Origin of the sequence: Serinicoccus shuyuelongi, assembly GCF_045032955.1 — a bacterium.
Lineage (GTDB): Bacteria > Actinomycetota > Actinomycetes > Actinomycetales > Dermatophilaceae > Ornithinicoccus.
The window spans coordinates 139,743-156,122 of the sequence record NZ_JBJFZU010000005.1; the positions used below are offsets into that span (position 1 = coordinate 139,743).

A 16,380-nucleotide genomic window follows, 5' to 3' on the forward strand; every position below is an offset into this window, starting at 1 on the left:
CGACCTCTCGCCTACACGTGTCCGCCGCCGCGACACCTGCGTCCGAGCCGCCCCGGTGCAAGGTCACCACCCCTGAATTACACGCGTGTCATCCCTCAGAGTCAACCCCGGATCTGATAAACGTCCCCCACCACCCACAATGGACGTATGCAGATCACCGTCCTGGCCGGAGGCGTCGGCGGCGCCCGCTTCGTCCGCGGCCTGCTCCGCACCCCTGCCGTGGCCGACGACCCCGGGTCCACCGTCACCGTGGTGGGCAACACCGGCGACGACATCACCCTGGTCGGCCTGCGCGTGTGCCCCGACCTCGACACGCTGCTCTACACGCTCGGCGGGGGCGTCGACGAGGAGCAGGGCTGGGGCCGTGCGGGCGACACCCGTGAGGTGAAGGCGGAGCTGGACGCGCTCGGCGTGGGACCGTCCTGGTTCGGCCTCGGGGACCGCGACCTGGGCACCCACCTCGCACGGACCCGCTGGCTGGGCCAGGGGCTGAGCCTGAGCGAGGTCACCGACCGGCTCGCCCGCCGGTGGGGTCTGCCGGAGCGCCAGGTGAGGCTGCTGCCCGCGACCGACACCCCGATCGAGACCCACGTGGTGGTGGACGACGAGGACGGCGGTGAGCGCGCGCTGCACTTCCAGGAGTGGTGGGTGCGGCACGGGGCCCGGCTGCCGGCACGCCGGTTCACGGTGGCCGGGCTGGCGGACGCCGCCCCGGCCCCGGGGGTGCTGGAGGCCATCCGCTCCGCCGACGTGGTGCTGCTGCCGCCGAGCAACCCGGTGGTCTCCATCGGCATCATCCTCGGCGTCCCGGGGGTGCGCGAGGCGCTGCGCGGCACCCGCGCGCCGGTGGTCGGGGTGAGCCCCCTGCTGGGCGGCCGACCGGTCCGGGGACACGCGGACGCCTGCCTGGCCCCCCTGGGCGTCGAGGTGAGCGCGGCGGGCGTGGCCGGCCTGTACGCCGACTTCCTCGGCGGCTGGCTCGTCGACGACGCCGATGCCGATGCCACCTTCCCGCCACGGCTGCCGGTGCGGGCGCTGGACCTGCTGATGCGGGACGAGGCCGGAGCCGCCCGGATCGCGGGCGCCGCCCTGGACCTCGCCGCCGAGCTCTCCCCCGCGGTGCCGGTCGGGGACCGGTGAGCGCCCCGACCGGCGGTCCGGTCCAGGTGCTGCCGCTCACCGGGCTGCCCGAGGTCACCACCCGCACCGACCTGGCCGCCGAGCTGGCCCGGGCGCTGACGGCCCAGGCCGGCGGGCTGCGCGACGGGGACCTGCTGGTCGTCTCCAGCAAGCTGGTCTCCAAGGCTGCCGGGCTGCGCCACCTGCCCCGCACCGACGCCACCGACGCAGACAGCGATGCCGCCCGGCTGGCCGCCATCCGTGCGCAGAGCACCCGGGTGGTCGCCGAACGGCTCACCCCCGCCGGGCTGACCCAGGTCGTCGAGGCGGTCGCCGGGCCGGTGCTGGCCGCGGCCGGGGTGGACGCGTCCAACACCGGCCCCGAGGGTGGGTTCCTGCTGCTGCCGCCCGACCCGGACCGGGCTGCCCGCGAGCTGTACGCGGCGGTGCAGGGCGAGCAGGGCACGACGCCCCGACGCTTCGGCCTCGTCCTCAGCGACACCGCCGGACGTCCCTGGCGCGAGGGCCAGACCGACTTCGCCCTCGGCGCCTGCGGGGTCAGCGTGCTGGACGACCTGCGCGGCGGCGGGCACGTCGACGCCGACGGCCGCCGGCTCGCGGTCACGGCGCGGGCCGTCGGTGACGAGGTCGCCGCCGCCGCGGACCTGGTCAAGGGCAAGGCCGACGGGGTGGGTGCCGCGCTGCTGCGGGGCCTGGACCACCTGGTGCAGGGGGACGCACCGCGGGGCCCCACCGGGCGTGACGCCCCACCGGCCGGGGCCGGGTCGCTGACCCGTACCGGCCCCGGTGACTGGTTCGCCCTGGGCCACCGGGAGGCCGTCCGGTCCGCGCTCGGAGCACCGCCCGGCACCCCCAGGGCCGAGCAGGTGGGGATCCCGTCCGTCCTCCCGGAGACCGACGAGGACCGTGGTCTGCGGGCCGTGCGGCTGGCGCTGCTCGACCACGAGGAAGCCGCCGTGGAGCACGCCGCGCCGGTGGGCTACGCCGTCCGCGCGGACGGTGACCCGGTGCTCGCCGGGAGGGTGGCGGCCCGCCTCGAGGTCGCCCTCGCCGGAGAGGGCCTGACGGTGCCGGTCCGGGTCCTCAGCGGCCCCCCGCCCGGCTGACCGGCAGGTGGGTCCGCGGCGCCATCCGCGGACCGCGCCGCGGCCGGTGGACCCCGGCCAGCTGCAGCAGCCGCTGCACCCGGTACCGGTGCCCGGCATACGGGGCGAGCAGCTCGACCAGGGCGTGGTCGTCGACCGGGGAGCCGGTCAGGGCCCAGCCGATGTCGGCCGCCACGTGGTAGTCGCCGAAGCTGACGGCGTCCGGGTCTCCGAGTGCCCGGTGAGCAGTCTCCGCCGCGGTCCACACCCCCACCCCCGGGACGCTCGTGATCCGGGCCCGTGCGCGGGCCGACGACATCCCGGTGCACTCCTCGAGGCGGGCCGCCACCTGCACGACCCGGGCCAGGGTCGCCGAGCGCTGCGGGCTCACCCCCGCGCGCAGCCACTCCCAGGACGGCAGGGCGGCCAGGTCCGCGGGCCCCGGCGGCACCCACAGCCCGAGCTCGGCCCCGGGGCCGGGGGCGCGCTCCCCCGCCCGGTGCACGATCCGCCGCCATCCGGCGAAGGCCTCCTGGCCGGTGACCTTCTGCTCCACCACCGCCGGCAGCAGCGACTCCAGCACCAGGCCGGTCCGCGGCACCCGCCACCCCGGGTGCCGTCGGGCGGCGTCCCGGACCACCGGGTGCCGCGGCGTGAACCCGGAGTCGTCGTCCTCCTCGCCGAGCATCCGCGGGAGGTGCTCCAGCACCCACTCGGCCCCGGGCCCCCAGGCCCGGGCCAGCACCGGTGCCTGCGGGTCACGGGCGGCGATGCCCAGCGTCACCGGCCCCAGAGGAGTCCGGATCCCCCGCCACAGCGTCCCGGCGCGCACCGTCCAGGCGGGGTCCCCCGCCCCGCGCCGCAGGGTCCCCCAGGTCTGCCCCACGACGAGCGGGGACGCCGGGGTCCAGCGGCGACGTCGGGGGATGCTCACAGCGCACCACCCTGCCCGGCGGTTGCCCGCCGGGCAAGGCCACCGGCTAGCGTGGGGCCTGTGCAGCTCCCAGCCCACATCCTGGCCCAGGCCGTCGCCACCGACGCGACCCGGCCGGCCCTGACCTACTACGACGACACCCCCGGCGGCGCCGGCGAGCGGATCGAGATCTCTCGCGCGGTGCTGCGCACCTGGGTGGCCAAGGCCGCGAACGCGCTGCAGGAGGGGATGGACGTCGCCCCCGGGTCGGTGGTCCTCGTCGACCTGCCCGCCCCGCACTGGCGGTTGGCCTACTGGGCGCTGGCGGTGTGGTCGGTGGGGGCCACGCTCACCGTCGACACCCACGAGGGCGCGGACGTGCTCGTCACCACCGACCCGGACAGCGAGCTCGCCGACGACTGCGACGAGGTGGTCGCGGTGGCGCTGGCCGGGCTCGCCCGCAGCTTCGGCAGCGAGCTCCGCTCGGGGGTGATGGACGAGGCGGCCGAGCTGGCCAGCTACGCCGACGACTTCACCGCCTGGGACGAGTGCGCGGCCGACGACACCGCCCTGGTCACCGGTGGTGAGCGGGTCAGCTACGCCGACCTGCTCAGCGACCTCCCGGAGCTGCCGACCGGGGCCCGGTCCCTGGTCACCGGCACGGATCCCGGACACTTCGTCCGCCAGGTGCTGCAGGTGCTGGCGAGCGACGGCTCCGCGGTCCTGGTCCGTGGCGCGGCACCCGCGGACGGGGACAGCCGGATGGTGGCCGAGCGGGTCGACCACCGGGCGGGGGTGCCGGCCGGGCAGGTGGGTCCCGACCGGTAGCCTCACCGGCATGGACAAGGTCGTCGCCACTGCAGCCGAGGCGCTCGAGGGGCTCACCGACGGGATGACCGTCGCGGTGGGCGGGTTCGGGCTCTCCGGCATACCCACCGTGCTCATCCACGAGGTCCTCCGGCTCGGGGTCACCGACCTGGAGGTCGTCTCGAACAACTGCGGCGTCGACGGCGGCGGGCTCGGCCTGCTGCTGTCGGAGCGTCGGATCCGTCGGGTGATCGCCTCCTACGTCGGCGAGAACAAGGAGTTCGGCCGCCAGTACCTCTCCGGCGAGCTCGAGGTCGAGCTCACCCCGCAGGGGACGCTGGCCGAGAAGCTCCGGTCGGCGGGGGCGGGCATCCCGGCGTTCTTCACCCCCACCGGCGTCGGTTCGCAGGTGTCGGAGGGGGGTATGCCCTGGCGCTACGACGCCCAGGGCACGGTCGTGGCCGAGTCACCGGCCAAGGAGACCCGTCCGTTCACCGCCCGGGGACAGACCCGCGAGCACGTGCTCGAGCATGCGATCTTCTCCGACGTGGCGCTGGTCCGCGCGGCCCGCGGCGACCGGCACGGGAACCTGGTCTTCAACAAGTCCGCCCGCAACTTCAACCCGCTGTGCGCCATGTCGGCCCAGCTGGCGGTGGCCGAGGTGGAGGAGCTCGTCGAGCCGGGCGAGCTGGACCCGGACGAGATCCACCTGCCCGGCATCTACGTCCAGCGGGTGCTGCCTCTGACGCCGGAGCAGGCCACCGACAAGCGGATCGAGAAGCGCACCACCCGACCCCGCCCGGGCACCGCCCGCCAGCCAGAGGAGGCCTGACCATGGCGCTCACCCGCGAGCAGATGGCCGCCCGTGCCGCCGCCGAGCTGCACGACGGCGACTACGTGAACCTGGGGATCGGGATGCCGACCCTGGTGCCCAACTACGTCCCGGACGACGTGGAGCTGGTGCTGCAGTCGGAGAACGGCATCCTGGGCGTCGGCCCCTACCCCTACGAGGGTGAGGAGGAGGCCGACCTCATCAACGCCGGCAAGGAGACCGTCACGGTCCGCCCGGGTGCCTCCTACTTCGACTCCGCGACCAGCTTCGGGATGATCCGGGGCGGCAAGGTGGACGCCGCGATCCTGGGCGCCATGCAGGTGTCGGCCACCGGGGACATCGCCAACTGGATGATCCCCGGCAAGATGGTCAAGGGGATGGGCGGGGCCATGGACCTGGTCATGGGCGCCAAGAAGGTCATCGTGCTGATGGACCACGTGGCCAAGGACGGGACCGCCAAGATCGTCGAGCGCTGCGACCTGCCGATCACCGGCCTGCAGGTCGTGCAGCGGATCATCACCGACCTGGCCGTCGTCGACGTCACCCCCGAGGGCCTGGTGCTGCGCGAGGTGGCGCCGGGCGTGTCGGTCGACGAGGTGGTGGCCCGGACCGGAGCACCGCTGCGGGTCGCGGTGGACGAGCCCACCCCAGAGCCGCAGCCGCCCACCGAGTCCTGACGGCGCTCTCTCACGAGCGCTGCTGCTGGGGCGGCCCCTCAGCGGCGGGGGCCGCGCAGGAAACCGGCCCCCCAGGTCAGGTGCATCGTGGCGAGCACGGCGGGCATCCGGGCCACCACGCCTGCCGGCCGGCCGCGGGCGATCCAGAACCCACCCACGGTGACCGAGGCGGCATACCCCAGCGGCAGGGCCCAGAGCGGTCGCCAGGCGAGACCGCCGACCGCGCCGAGGCCGACCAGCGTGACCGCGACCGGGGCGGCCAGGTAGCGGGCGCGGACCGAGTCGGGGTGCTGACGCACCACCTGGCGGCGCCACTGGCCGCTGGTGTGGAACTGGCGGGCCAGACCGGCGAAGCTCGCGCGCGGCCGGTAGGTGACGGTGAGCTCGGGGGTGAACCAGACGACGCCGCCGGCCCCCCGGATCCGGTGGTTCATCTCCCAGTCCTGGGCGCGGGCGTAGGCGGTGTCGTAGCCGCCCACGCGCCGCAGCCACTCGCGGCGGAAGACCCCGAGGAAGACGGTGTCCGCCGGTCCCGCCTCGCCACCGACGTGGAACCGCTCGCTGCCCATCCCCAGCGGTGAGCGCATGGCGACGGCGACCGCCTCCTGCATCGGGCCGGAGCCCTCGGCCAGCATGACGCCGCCGACGTTGGCGGCACCCGTCTCCTCGAGCACCTGGACCGCCCGCCGGACGTAGCCCTCGCTGAGCTCGCCGTGCCCGTCCATCCGCACCACGATCTCGTGCCGGGTCGCGGCGATCGCCGCGTTCAGCCCGTCCGGGGTCCGCCCCGAGGGGTTGTCCACCACCACGATCCGGGGGTCGTCCAGGGCCAGGGCGTCGGCGACCTCGCGGGTCCGGTCCCGGCTCGGCCCGACCGCCAGGACGACCTCCATCGGGCCGTCGTAGTCCTGGGAGAGGACGGAGCGGACGGCCTCCGGGAGGTGCTGCTCCTCCTCGAGGATGGGCATGATCACCGACACCGGCGGGGAGGGCGTGCCGGGACGTTCGGAGGTGCTCACGCGGCGAGGGTACCCGGGTCGGACACGCGCGGCGGAGGAGGCGCTCCCAGGTATGGGCAAGGTGGAGGCCGTAGGCTCTCCTCCCGTGCCCAACCACCCCGAGGACGACTGGACCCGTCCCATACCCCGCACCCCGCGCGACGGACGGCGCTCCGACCCCGACCCCACGGAGCGGATCCCACGGGGCGGGCGCTTCGACGAGGACCGGCACGACCAGGGGTATGCGCAGGCACCCGGCAGCGGGGACGAGCGGTACGACGGGCGCCACGAAGAGCGGTACGACGAGCGGTACGACCAGCACGACGGGTACCGCGACGACGACGCCCACCGCGACACCCGGCCCGTCGCAGGCGGCGGCGCCGGTCCCGGACGGGGCGGACGTCCCCCGCGGCCCCCACGCCGGCGGCGCCCCCGGTACGGCGTGCGCCGCGTCATCGCCCTGCTGGCGCTGCTGCTGGCGGCCTACCTGGTGGTCATGGTGGTCGTGGTCGCGCAGGTGTGGGGCAGCATCAACCGGCTCGACGCCACACCGGAGGTGGCCGACCGCCCCGGGGCCGCGGCCGGCAGCAACTACCTCCTGGTCGGCACCGACAGCCGGGAGAACCTGACCGAGGACCAGCAGTCCAGCGTCGGCGGTGGCGCCATCGAGGGCAGCCGCGCGGACACGGTGATGCTGCTCAACGTGCCGACCTTCGGCGACCCGACGCTGGTGAGCCTTCCCCGGGACAGCTACGTCGAGATCCGGGACGGCGGGTGGAACAAGCTCAACGCCGCCCACTCCACCGGGGGACCGCAGCTGCTGGTCGACACCGTCGAGCGCGCCACCGGGCTGCCGATCGACGGCTACCTGGAGATCGGGTTCGGCGGCTTCGTCGACGTGGTCGACGAGGTCGACGGCGTGCAGATGTGCCTGGACGAGCCGATGCAGGACGACCGGGCCCACATCGACCTGCCCGCCGGCTGCCAGGACCTGACCGGCGAGGAGGCCCTGGGCTACGTGCGGATGCGCTACAGCGACCCGCTGGGGGACATGGGCCGGGTGGAGCGTCAGCGTGAGTTCCTGGCGGCCCTCACCGCGAAGATGGCCACCCCGGGGACCGTGCTGGTCCCGTGGCAGCTGCACCAGGTGGGCACCGCCACCGGCGGGGCGATCGCCCTGGGTGAGGACACCTCCCTGGTCGAGGCCGGCCAGCTGGCCCTCGCGATGCGCTCCGTGGCCTCCGGCGGTGGCAACTCGGTGACCGTGCCGGTCGCCGACACCAACTACCAGACCAACGTCGGCAGCGCGGTGCTCTGGGACGAGCAGGGCGCGACCCAGCTGTTCACCGCCCTGCGCCAGGGCCAGGCGATCACCGTCGAGCCCTGAGCGGTCCGACTACCCTGTCCCTCGGAGGTGGACCATGGCCGAACCGCACGACGCGAGCTCTGAGGGCTCGCCCGACCCGGACCCCGACACGACGACGCCCGCGCCGGTCGACGAGGATCCGACCCTGGTCGCGGACCGGTACCGGATCGTCCGCACGCTGGGCCGTGGCGGCGGTGGCCACGTCTGGCTGGCGACCGACGAGAAGCTGGGCCGCCAGGTGGCGCTCAAGCGGGTGGCCGGGGAGGCCGACACGCAGCTGCTGCTGAACCGCGGCATGCGCGAGGCACGGACCAGCGCCACCCTGGCGCACGAGCACGTGGTCCGGGTCTACGACGCCTTCGAGCACGAGGGCTCGCCGTGGATCGTGATGGAGTACGTCGAGGGCCGCTCGTTGGCCGAGCTCATCGAGGAGGGCACCCCGCTGAGCCCCGAGCGGGCCGCGGCGATCGGCGCACAGGTCGCCACCGCACTGGCCGCGGCGCACCGGGCGGGCATCCTGCACCGGGACGTCAAGCCGGCAAACGTGCTGCTGGCCGACGTCGCCGAGGGGGCCGAGGACGACGCCAAGCTCACCGACTTCGGCATCGCCCGGGCGGACGAGGACCCGCAGCTGACCCGGACCGGTTTCGTCTCCGGCACGGCCGCGTACTTCTCCCCCGAGCTCGCCCGTGGCGACGACGCCAGCGCCGCCTCCGACGTGTGGGCCCTGGGCGCCTCCCTGTATGCCGCGGTGGAGGGCGAGCGCCCCTTCCCCACCCGCTCCAACGCCGTGGCCCAGCTGCACACCATCGTCAACGAGGAGGTCCGTCCGCCCCGGCGCTCGGGCGCCCTGACCCTGGTGCTGGCCGGGATGCTGGATCCGGACCCGGCCGCCCGCTGGGACGCCGGTCGCGCCGCGCAGGAGCTGCGGTCGGTGGCGGACGGCGGCTCCGGCGCGGGGACCGGTGCTGCGGCAGCCGCCGACGCCGACCACACGCAGGCCGTGCCGACCGCGGACCCGACGCGGACGTTCGCCGCCCAGCGCCCGGCGCGCGCCGCAGGTGCCGCCGCCCCTGCCGCCGCCCCCACACCCGCGCCGCGCCGCACGGTGACGCCCGCCACGCCGCCCGCGGCCGCGCCCGGCACCTCGACCGCGCGCAGGACCACGCCACCGGCCCGGCGCTCGATGTGGCTGGGGTGGCTCGTCGCGGTGCCCCTGCTGGCGCTGCTCGGCTGGCTGGTGTGGAACATCGCCTCCGGTCTGGACGACGGCGGTGGCGACACCTCGACCACCCAGGACGCCGGCACCCCGGTGACCTCGGACGAGGCGCGCGACCTCGCCGAGGACCTCTACACCACCCTGGACGACGACGGCCTGGATGCCGCACGCGCGCTGATGACGCAGGACGCGTGGCTGCACCCCGACATCGCCGACGGCCTGGCCGGCCTGGAGGTCTCGGACCTGCAGGCGACCGAGCTGCCGGACGGCACCGCGGAGGTCACCGCCGTGGTGACCTACGACTACGGCGCCGCGCCGATCGTCCAGGACGAGACCTTGGGCGTCAGCCGGGTGACCGGCGAGCTGCTGGTCTACGAGCGCTCGGCGGTGGCCCGCGGTGCGGGCGACGACGCGCAGAGCACCGGAGCACCCGACGACGGGCGCTGAGGTACCCGAGGGAGCCGGTCAGCCCTTGAGCATCTGGCGCGCCATGACGACCCGCTGGACCTGGTTGGTGCCCTCGTAGATCTGGGTGATCTTCGCGTCCCGCATCATCCGCTCCACCGGGAAGTCCTTGGTGTAGCCGTAGCCGCCCAGCAGCTGCACCGCGTCGGTGGTGATCTCCATCGCGACGTCCGAGGCGAAGCACTTGGCGGCGGCGCCGAAGAAGGACAGGTCGGGGTCGCTGCGCTCGGACTTGGCCGCTGCGACGTAGACCATCTGCCGGGCCGCCTCCAGCTTCATGCCCATGTCCGCCAGCATGAACTGGATGCCCTGGAAGTCGGCGATGGCCTTGCCGAACTGCTGCCGCTCCTTCACGTACCCCAGCGCGACGTCCAGCGCCCCCTGGGCGATCCCGACGGCCTGGGCGCCGATGGTGACCCGGGTGTGGTCCAGGGTGCGCAGGGCGATCTTCAGACCCTCACCGGGCGTGCCGATCATCCGGTCCCCCGGGATCCGGCAGTCGTCGAAGTGCAGCTCGCGGGTGGGGCTGCCCTTGATCCCGAGCTTCTTCTCCGGCGCCCCGAAGGTGAAGCCCTCGTCGTCCTTCTCGACCACGAAGGCGGTGACGTTGCGGCCCCGGGGTCCGTCCGGGTCGGTGACCGCCATCACGGTGTAGTACTCGCTCACCCCGGCGTTGGTGATCCAGGACTTCTGCCCGTTCAGGACGAAGCTGCCGTCCGGCTGCTCGATCGCCCGGCAGGTCATCCCGGCGGTGTCCGAGCCCGCGCCCGCCTCGGACAGCCCGTAGGAGAACATCGCCTCCCCCGCGGCGACGGCCGGCAGGTAGCGCGCCTTGAGGTCCTCGTCGGCGGCCAGGATGAGGGGCATCGTGCCCAGCTTGTTGACGGCCGGGATCAGCGAGCTGCTGGCGCAGACCCGGGCCACCTCCTCGATGACGATGCAGGTGGCCAGCGCGTCGGCACCCACGCCGCCGTACTGCTCGGCGATGTGCGGTGCGTGGAAGTCGGTCGACACCAGGGCCTTGAGGGCCTCGTCGGGGAACCGGCTCTCCTCGTCGACGGCGGCCGCGTGCGGGGCGATCAGCTCGTCGGCGATCTCCCGCAGGGCGGCGCGCATCGCCTCGTGGTCCTCGGTGGTCCGGAACAGCTCGACGTCGCTCATGAGGTCAGAGCCTACGCAGCCGTTCGCCCTTCGCGTGCGCCTGGTCGCGCAGCTCCTCGGCGAAGGCGGCGAGCCGTCGGCGCCACTCGGCTGCCCGCTCCCCCTCCCCCGCGGCCAGCATCCGGACCGCCAGCAGCCCGGCGTTGCGGGCGCCGGCCACCGAGACGGTGGCGACCGGGATCCCGGCCGGCATCTGCACGATGGACAGCAGCGAGTCCATCCCGTCCAGGTGCTTCAGCGGCACCGGCACCCCGATCACCGGCAGCACGGTGACCGAGGCCAGCATCCCCGGCAGGTGCGCGGCACCCCCGGCGCCGGCGATGATCACCCGCAGACCGCGCCCGGCGGCCTCCTGCCCGTACCGGATCATCTCGGTCGGCATCCGGTGCGCGGACACGACGTCGCTCTCGTAGGGCACCCCGAACTCGCCGAGCACCTGGGCGGCGGCCTCCATCACCGGCCAGTCGCTGTCGCTGCCCATCACCAGGCCCACCAGAGGAGCGGACTCAGGTCCCCCCGCGTCCCCCGACCGCGTCGACGCGTTCACTCGGTCACCACTCCCTGCAGGTAGTCGGCCGCGTGCCGGGCGCGCTCCCGCAGCGCCGCCAGCGAGGCCGGGTCGTCCTCCTGGCCGCCACCGACGGTGACGTGCCCGATCTTGCGGCCGGCACGCACGCCCTTGCCGTACAGGTGCACCTTCAGGCCCGGGTCCCGGGCCATCAGGTGCCGGTAGGTGGGGTACAGGTCGGGGTGCTCCCCGCCGAGGACGTTGCCCATCACGGTCCACGGGTCGCGGGCGGACGGGTCGCCCAGGGGCAGGTCCAGCACCGCCCTCAGGTGCTGCTCGAACTGGCTGGTGACCGCCCCGTCGATGCTCCAGTGGCCGCTGTTGTGCGGGCGCATCGCCAGCTCGTTCACCAGGTATGCCGGTCGGCCCCCCTCCGGGTCTCGCACCTCGAAGAGCTCGACCGCCAGCACCCCTGTGACCCCGAGCTCGCCGGCGATCCGCAGCGCCCCCTGCACCGCGTCCCGGGCCAGCTCGTCGTCCAGCTCGGGGGCGGGGGCGATCACCTCGGTGCACACCCCGTCGGTCTGGACCGTCTCCACCACCGGCCAGGCGACGGCCTGACCGCTGGGGCTGCGGGCCACCAGCGCAGCGAGCTCGCGGGTGAAGGGGACAGCCTCCTCCAGCAGGATGCCGTCCACCAGCCCGCCCTCGCCGACCCCGGCCAGCCACCCGGTCAGGTCGTCGGCCGTCCGGCACACCAGCACCCCCTTGCCGTCGTACCCGCCGCGGGGCGCCTTCGCGACCAGCGGCCAGCCCACCTCGGCGGCGAAGGCCTCCACCTCGGCCCGGGTGCGGGCCTGCGCCCAGCGTGGGCAGGGCAGGCCCAGCTCGGTCAGCCGGCGCCGCATCGCCAGCTTGTCCTGGGCGTGCACCAGGGCCCGCGGGCTCGGGTGCAGCACCGCGCCGTCCGCCTCGAGCGCGGCCAGCACCTCCGTCGGCACGTGCTCGTGGTCGAAGGTCACCACGTCGCACTCCCGGGCGAAGGCCAGCACCGCCTCGGTGTCGGTGTGCTCACCGACCGGGCTGTGCGGCACCACCAGGGCCGCGCTCGCGGTCGGGGACTCGGCCAGCACCGACAGGGTGAGGGACAGGTTGACGGCGGGCGGCTGGCACATCCGGGCCAGCTGGCCGCCGCCGATGATGCCGACGACGGGGAACCCGCCGTCCGCGCGCAGGGGAGTGGGAGAGCTCACCTGACCCAGCCTACCCAGGGCGTCCGCCTAGACTCCCGCCCCGTGACCTCCCCCCGCTCCTCCGTGGCCGCCCGCGCCGTGCGGAGCTACCGCGTGCTGGTCCAGGAGGTGGCCAAGTTCGGGACGGTCGGGGCCCTCGCCTTCGTGCTGGACACGGTGCTCTACAACGTCCTCGTCTTCGGCATACCGGGGCTGCTGGGGGCGCCGATGGACGACTCACCCCTGTGGGGCAAGGTGATCGCGACCTCGGTGGCGACCGTCTTCTCCTGGCTGGGGAACCGGCTCTGGACGTTCCGGCGGCGGCGCAGCCAGCCGGTCGCCCACGAGTTCGCCCTGTTCGTCGCCTTCAACGCGGTCGGGCTCGGGATCGCGCTGGCCTGCCTCGGCTTCTCCCGGTACGTGCTCGGGCTGGACAGCCAGCTGGCCGACAACATCTCCGGCAACGGCATCGGTCTGGTGCTCGGCACCGTCTTCCGCTTCTGGGCCTACCGCACCTTCGTGTTCCGGGGCGAGATCCCGCCGGTGCCCGACCCCCGGGAGGCGGGTCAGGGCGTCGCGGCCAGCGGCAGGTAGCAGGCGAAGACCGGGGGTGCGGTCTGCACCAGCTCCAGCCGTCCGCCCAGCGACTCCGCGGTGTCCCGGGCCACGGCCAGCCCGAGGCCGGTCCCGGACCCGGTGGTCCGTCCCCGGTCGAAGATCACCCGGGCCAGGTCCCGCGGGATCCCCGGCCCCTCGTCGGCGACCCGGAAGACGGCCGACGGGCCGGAGCGGGCGACGTGCACCCGGACCTGCCCCCGGCCGTGCGCCAGGGCGTTCTCGACCAGCGTGTTGAGGACCTGGGACAGCGCCGAGGCGCTGGCCTCGACGATGACGCCCCGCTCCGCGGTCAGCTCGATCGACCGTCCACGCTCCTCGAAGGCCGGGGTCCACTCCTCGTCCAGGCCCGCCAGCACGGCGTCGGCGGCGCTCAGCGCACCGCCGCTGGCGTGACCGGCCCGCGTCCGCTGCAGCAGCTCCTCGACCACCCCGGTGAGCCGGCCGACCTGGCCGATCGCGATCTCCGCCTCGGCGCGGGCCTCGGACGCGTCGGTGGACTGGGCGATCTCCTCCAGCCGGAGCAGCAGCGCGGCCAGCGGGGTGCGCAGCTGGTGCGACGCGTCGGCCGCGAACGAGCGCTCGAAGACCAGCGCCCGGCCCAGGGTGTGGTGGTGCCGGTCGATCTCCCGGGCGACCGCGTCGATCTCGGCGATCCCGGCCTTCCACGGGTCCGGCTCCACCACCCGCCCGGGGCGGGTCTGCGGGTCCAGCGCGAACCCCCCGGAGGAGAGCTCGTCGGTGCGGTGCGCCAGCAGCCGCAGCGGTGCGGCGACGGTCTCCGAGGTCCGGTCCGCCAGCGACCGGGCCATCGGCACCCCGATGCCGGCCAGCAGCGCGCCCATCATCACCATGCTGGCCGGGATGAGCCACTCAGGCTCCTTGGTGCGGTCCTCCCACTGCAGCATCGCGACCGAGCGCACCAGCCACGCCGAGGCCCCGGCCAGCAGCACGGACACGGCCATCACGGACAGCACGATCCGCAGGGACAGCTCGCGCAGGACGGACCGCATCGCGGACGTCAGCTCCCACCGTCTGCGGCGTCGAGGACGCGGCTCCCCTCGGGGTCGTCGGTCTCGTCCGGGCCGTCAGGGTCGTTCTGGAAGCGGAAGCCGACACCGCGCACGGTGACGATGTGCCGGGGGCTGTGGGCGTCGTCGCCGATCTTGCGGCGCAGCACGGACACGTGCATGTCCAGGGTCTTGGTCGACCCGAACCAGGTGTCCCACACCTCCCGCATCAGCACGTCGCGGGAGACCACCCTGCCCTCCTCGCGCATCAGCACGCGGAGCAGGTCGAACTCCTTGGTCGTCAGGCGCACCTCCCGGTCGTGCAGGAAGACCTGACGGGCCTCGATGTCCATCCGCAGGGCGGCACCCGAGGGCGAGGGGGCGTTCCCCGAGCCGCGCCGCAGCAGCGCCCGGACGCGTGCCAGCAGCTCGCCGAGCCGGAACGGCTTGGTGACGTAGTCGTCGGCGCCGGCGTCCAGCCCGACGACCGTGTCCACCTCCTCGCTGCGCGCGGTGAGCATCAGCACCGGCAGCCGCACCCCGGAGTCCCGCAGCGCGCGGCACACCTCGACACCGTCGAGCTGGGGCAGGCCCAGGTCGAGGACGAGCAGGTCGTGGCCGGGGTCACCGGTCGCCTCGGCCAGCGCCTGCCGGCCGTTCGGGGCGAGGGTCACCTCGTAGCCCTCACGGCGCAGGGCCCGGGCCAACGGCTCCGAGATCGTGGGGTCGTCCTCGGCGAGCAGCACTCTGGTCACGTCGTCTCCTCACACAACTCTGAGCGGCCAGTATGAGGCCTGGTCACCGTCCGGGCCACCTCGGGGTCCGCTTCTCGGCGAAGGCGGCGACCCCCTCCCGGCGGTCACCGCTGAAGGCGGTGGCCCGCCAGCACCCGTCCTCGATCTCCAGACCGGCGGCCAGGTCGGTGCCCATCCCGAGGCGCATGGCCTTCTTGGCGTTGCGCACGGCCACCGGGGAGTTGGCCGCGATCCCGGCCGCCAGCTCGAGCGCCCGGTCGCGGGCGTCCCCCGCCTCCACCAGCTCGTCCACCACCCCCAGCCGGTGCGCCTGGGCCCCGTCCAGGCGTCGGGCGGTGAAGATCATCGAGGCCGCCCGGGACCAGCCCACCCGCCGGGTGAGCAGCTGGGTGCCGCCCCCGCCGGGGATGACGCCCACCCCCACCTCGGGCAGCGCGAGGGTCGCCCCCGCCCCGGCCACCAGCAGGTCGCACGACAGCGCGATCTCCAGGCCACCGCCGAGGGCATACCCCTCCACCGCGGCGACCGCGGGCATCGGCAGGTCCAGCACCCCCCGGTAGGCCCGCGCGGTGATGAGCCGGTGCTCCATCATCTGGGCGTCGGTGAAGCCGTTGCGCTCCTTGAGGTCCGCCCCGACGCAGAAGGAGCGTGGGTGGCTGCTGGTCAGCACGACGGCGCGGACGTCGGCGTCGGCGGCCAGCGCGGCGGTCACGGCGGTGAGCTCCTCGGCCAGCGCGGTCGAGACCGCGTTCATCGACCCGGGCCGGTCCAGGGTCACCTCGACCACGTGCTCGCCGTGCCTGGTCAGCTGCAGCATCGTCGGTGCATCCATGCCCAGCAGGCTACTGGGGGCGGACGTGCACCACGTCCCCGGCGTGGTGCACCGAGGTCCCCTCACCGTCCACCACCAGCGCGCCGGAGGCGTCCACCCCGCTGGCCCGGCCCTCGGTCAGGCCGCCGTCCGGGCGGTGCACGACCACCTGCCGGCCGAGGGTGGAGCACCGGTCCAGGTATGCCGTCCGCACCGCCGCCACGTCCCCGGCACCGAGGGCGTCGCTCAGCTCGGCGAGCCGTGCCAGGTAGTCCTCGAGCAGCGAGGCGCGGGCTCCGTCCGGCAACGGCGCACCACCCCGGGCGAGCCGCCAGGAGGTGGCGGAGGGGACCGGCAGCTGGTCGGCGTCGTGGTCCACGTTGATGCCGGCACCCACGACGACGGCGCCCCCGGGCGCCACCTGGGCGAGCACGCCGCAGATCTTCCCCGGTCGGGGACCCGTCTCCAGCAGCACGTCGTTGGGCCACTTGAGCACGGCGCGCACCGGCCACCGGCTCCGTCCCAGCGCCGCGACGACCGCCAGCCCTGCGGCCAGCGGGACCCAGCCCGACGTCGCCGGCGCCGGCGCCGGCAGCACCGCGCTGATCGCCAGGCAGGTGAACGGCGGCGAGCTCCAGGTGCGGCCCCGGCGCCCCCGCCCCGCGCTCTGGTGGTCGGCGACGACGACCCGGCCGGGCCGGGCGTCGGCGAGGGCGACGTCGTTCGTCGACCCGAGGCTCTCGTGCCACTCGGGCGCGTCCCAGCGCAGGGTCTGCATGCCGCCAA

The 16,380-nt window shown here is 74.7% G+C and carries 17 protein-coding genes; 8 read left to right on the plus strand and 9 right to left on the minus strand.

The annotated features are described in order from the left end of the window. Positions 1–147 precede the first annotated feature (147 nt). A complete protein-coding gene (gene cofD / locus ACI3EY_RS08420) occupies positions 148–1,140 on the plus strand; it encodes a 2-phospho-L-lactate transferase (RefSeq protein WP_405036143.1) in 993 nt (330 codons plus the stop codon). Beyond that, a complete protein-coding gene (locus ACI3EY_RS08425) occupies positions 1,137–2,246 on the plus strand; it encodes a coenzyme F420-0:L-glutamate ligase (RefSeq protein WP_405036142.1) in 1,110 nt (369 codons plus the stop codon). Before cofD ends, ACI3EY_RS08425 begins: the two co-directional genes overlap by 4 nt. On the opposite strand, the gene ACI3EY_RS08430 is transcribed toward ACI3EY_RS08425, so the two are convergent. Next, positions 2,224–3,159 carry a DNA-3-methyladenine glycosylase family protein gene (locus tag ACI3EY_RS08430; RefSeq protein WP_405036141.1) on the minus strand — a complete coding sequence of 312 codons (936 nt, stop codon included), beginning with the start codon at positions 3,157–3,159 and terminating at the stop codon, positions 2,224–2,226. The two genes, ACI3EY_RS08425 and ACI3EY_RS08430, sit on opposite strands and share 23 nt — an antisense overlap. 60 nt (positions 3,160–3,219) lie before the next feature. On the opposite strand from ACI3EY_RS08430, the gene ACI3EY_RS08435 reads away from it, so the two are divergent. The 3 genes from ACI3EY_RS08435 to ACI3EY_RS08445 are packed head-to-tail and all read left to right on the plus strand — an operon-like array spanning position 3,220 to position 5,454. After that, positions 3,220–3,966, plus strand: a complete 747-nt coding sequence (locus ACI3EY_RS08435) for a TIGR03089 family protein (protein ID WP_405040125.1) — start codon at positions 3,220–3,222, stop codon at positions 3,964–3,966. A 10-nt stretch (positions 3,967–3,976) separates the two neighbouring features. Then, positions 3,977–4,777 carry a CoA transferase subunit A gene (locus ACI3EY_RS08440; protein WP_405036139.1) on the plus strand — a complete coding sequence of 267 codons (801 nt, stop codon included), beginning with the start codon at positions 3,977–3,979 and terminating at the stop codon, positions 4,775–4,777. Between the two features lie 2 nt (positions 4,778–4,779). Then, a complete protein-coding gene (locus tag ACI3EY_RS08445; RefSeq protein WP_405036138.1) occupies positions 4,780–5,454 on the plus strand; it encodes a CoA transferase subunit B in 675 nt (224 codons plus the stop codon). Positions 5,455–5,492: 38 nt separating this feature from the next. Here ACI3EY_RS08445 and ACI3EY_RS08450 read toward each other — a convergent pair whose 3' ends face one another. Beyond that, positions 5,493–6,473 (minus strand): glycosyltransferase family 2 protein, encoded by a 981-nt coding sequence (locus tag ACI3EY_RS08450; RefSeq protein ID WP_405036137.1) that lies wholly within the window; start codon positions 6,471–6,473, stop codon positions 5,493–5,495. 85 nt (positions 6,474–6,558) lie between these two features. Between ACI3EY_RS08450 and ACI3EY_RS08455 the strand changes: the two genes are divergently transcribed. Together ACI3EY_RS08455 and ACI3EY_RS08460 are read left to right on the plus strand one after the other, a co-directional pair. Beyond that, entirely contained in the window at positions 6,559–7,839 is a 1,281-nt protein-coding gene (locus tag ACI3EY_RS08455) for an LCP family protein (RefSeq protein ID WP_405036136.1), read from the plus strand. A 34-nt stretch (positions 7,840–7,873) separates the two neighbouring features. Beyond that, positions 7,874–9,484 (plus strand): serine/threonine-protein kinase, encoded by a 1,611-nt coding sequence (locus tag ACI3EY_RS08460; RefSeq protein WP_405040126.1) that lies wholly within the window; start codon positions 7,874–7,876, stop codon positions 9,482–9,484. Positions 9,485–9,502: 18 nt separating this feature from the next. Here ACI3EY_RS08460 and ACI3EY_RS08465 read toward each other — a convergent pair whose 3' ends face one another. The 3 genes from ACI3EY_RS08465 to ACI3EY_RS08475 form a co-directional block, all read right to left on the minus strand. Continuing rightward, complete coding sequence (locus tag ACI3EY_RS08465; protein WP_405040127.1) at positions 9,503–10,663, minus strand: acyl-CoA dehydrogenase family protein; 1,161 nt, start codon at positions 10,661–10,663, stop codon at positions 9,503–9,505. A gap of 4 nt (positions 10,664–10,667) precedes the next feature. Then, positions 10,668–11,144, minus strand: a complete 477-nt coding sequence (purE, locus tag ACI3EY_RS08470) for a 5-(carboxyamino)imidazole ribonucleotide mutase (RefSeq protein WP_405036504.1) — start codon at positions 11,142–11,144, stop codon at positions 10,668–10,670. A gap of 62 nt (positions 11,145–11,206) precedes the next feature. Beyond that, positions 11,207–12,424 carry a 5-(carboxyamino)imidazole ribonucleotide synthase gene (locus tag ACI3EY_RS08475; RefSeq protein WP_405040128.1) on the minus strand — a complete coding sequence of 406 codons (1,218 nt, stop codon included), beginning with the start codon at positions 12,422–12,424 and terminating at the stop codon, positions 11,207–11,209. 42 nt (positions 12,425–12,466) lie between these two features. Between ACI3EY_RS08475 and ACI3EY_RS08480 the strand changes: the two genes are divergently transcribed. Then, entirely contained in the window at positions 12,467–12,997 is a 531-nt protein-coding gene (locus tag ACI3EY_RS08480; protein ID WP_405036132.1) for a GtrA family protein, read from the plus strand. Here ACI3EY_RS08480 and ACI3EY_RS08485 read toward each other — a convergent pair. Genes ACI3EY_RS08485 through ACI3EY_RS08500 form a run of 4 tightly spaced genes read right to left on the minus strand, consistent with a single transcriptional unit; the run spans position 12,970 to position 16,372 of the window. Then, positions 12,970–14,031, minus strand: a complete 1,062-nt coding sequence (locus ACI3EY_RS08485) for a sensor histidine kinase (protein ID WP_405036131.1) — start codon at positions 14,029–14,031, stop codon at positions 12,970–12,972. The genes ACI3EY_RS08480 and ACI3EY_RS08485 overlap by 28 nt on opposite strands. Before the next feature lie 8 nt (positions 14,032–14,039). Beyond that, entirely contained in the window at positions 14,040–14,783 is a 744-nt protein-coding gene (locus ACI3EY_RS08490; protein ID WP_405036130.1) for a response regulator transcription factor, read from the minus strand. A gap of 43 nt (positions 14,784–14,826) precedes the next feature. After that, positions 14,827–15,615: an enoyl-CoA hydratase/isomerase family protein gene (locus ACI3EY_RS08495; protein ID WP_405036129.1), complete on the minus strand. Its 789-nt coding sequence runs from the start codon at positions 15,613–15,615 to the stop codon at positions 14,827–14,829. A gap of 10 nt (positions 15,616–15,625) precedes the next feature. After that, positions 15,626–16,372, minus strand: a complete 747-nt coding sequence (locus ACI3EY_RS08500) for a biotin--[acetyl-CoA-carboxylase] ligase (RefSeq protein WP_405036128.1) — start codon at positions 16,370–16,372, stop codon at positions 15,626–15,628. Between the last annotated feature and the right edge of the window lie 8 nt (positions 16,373–16,380).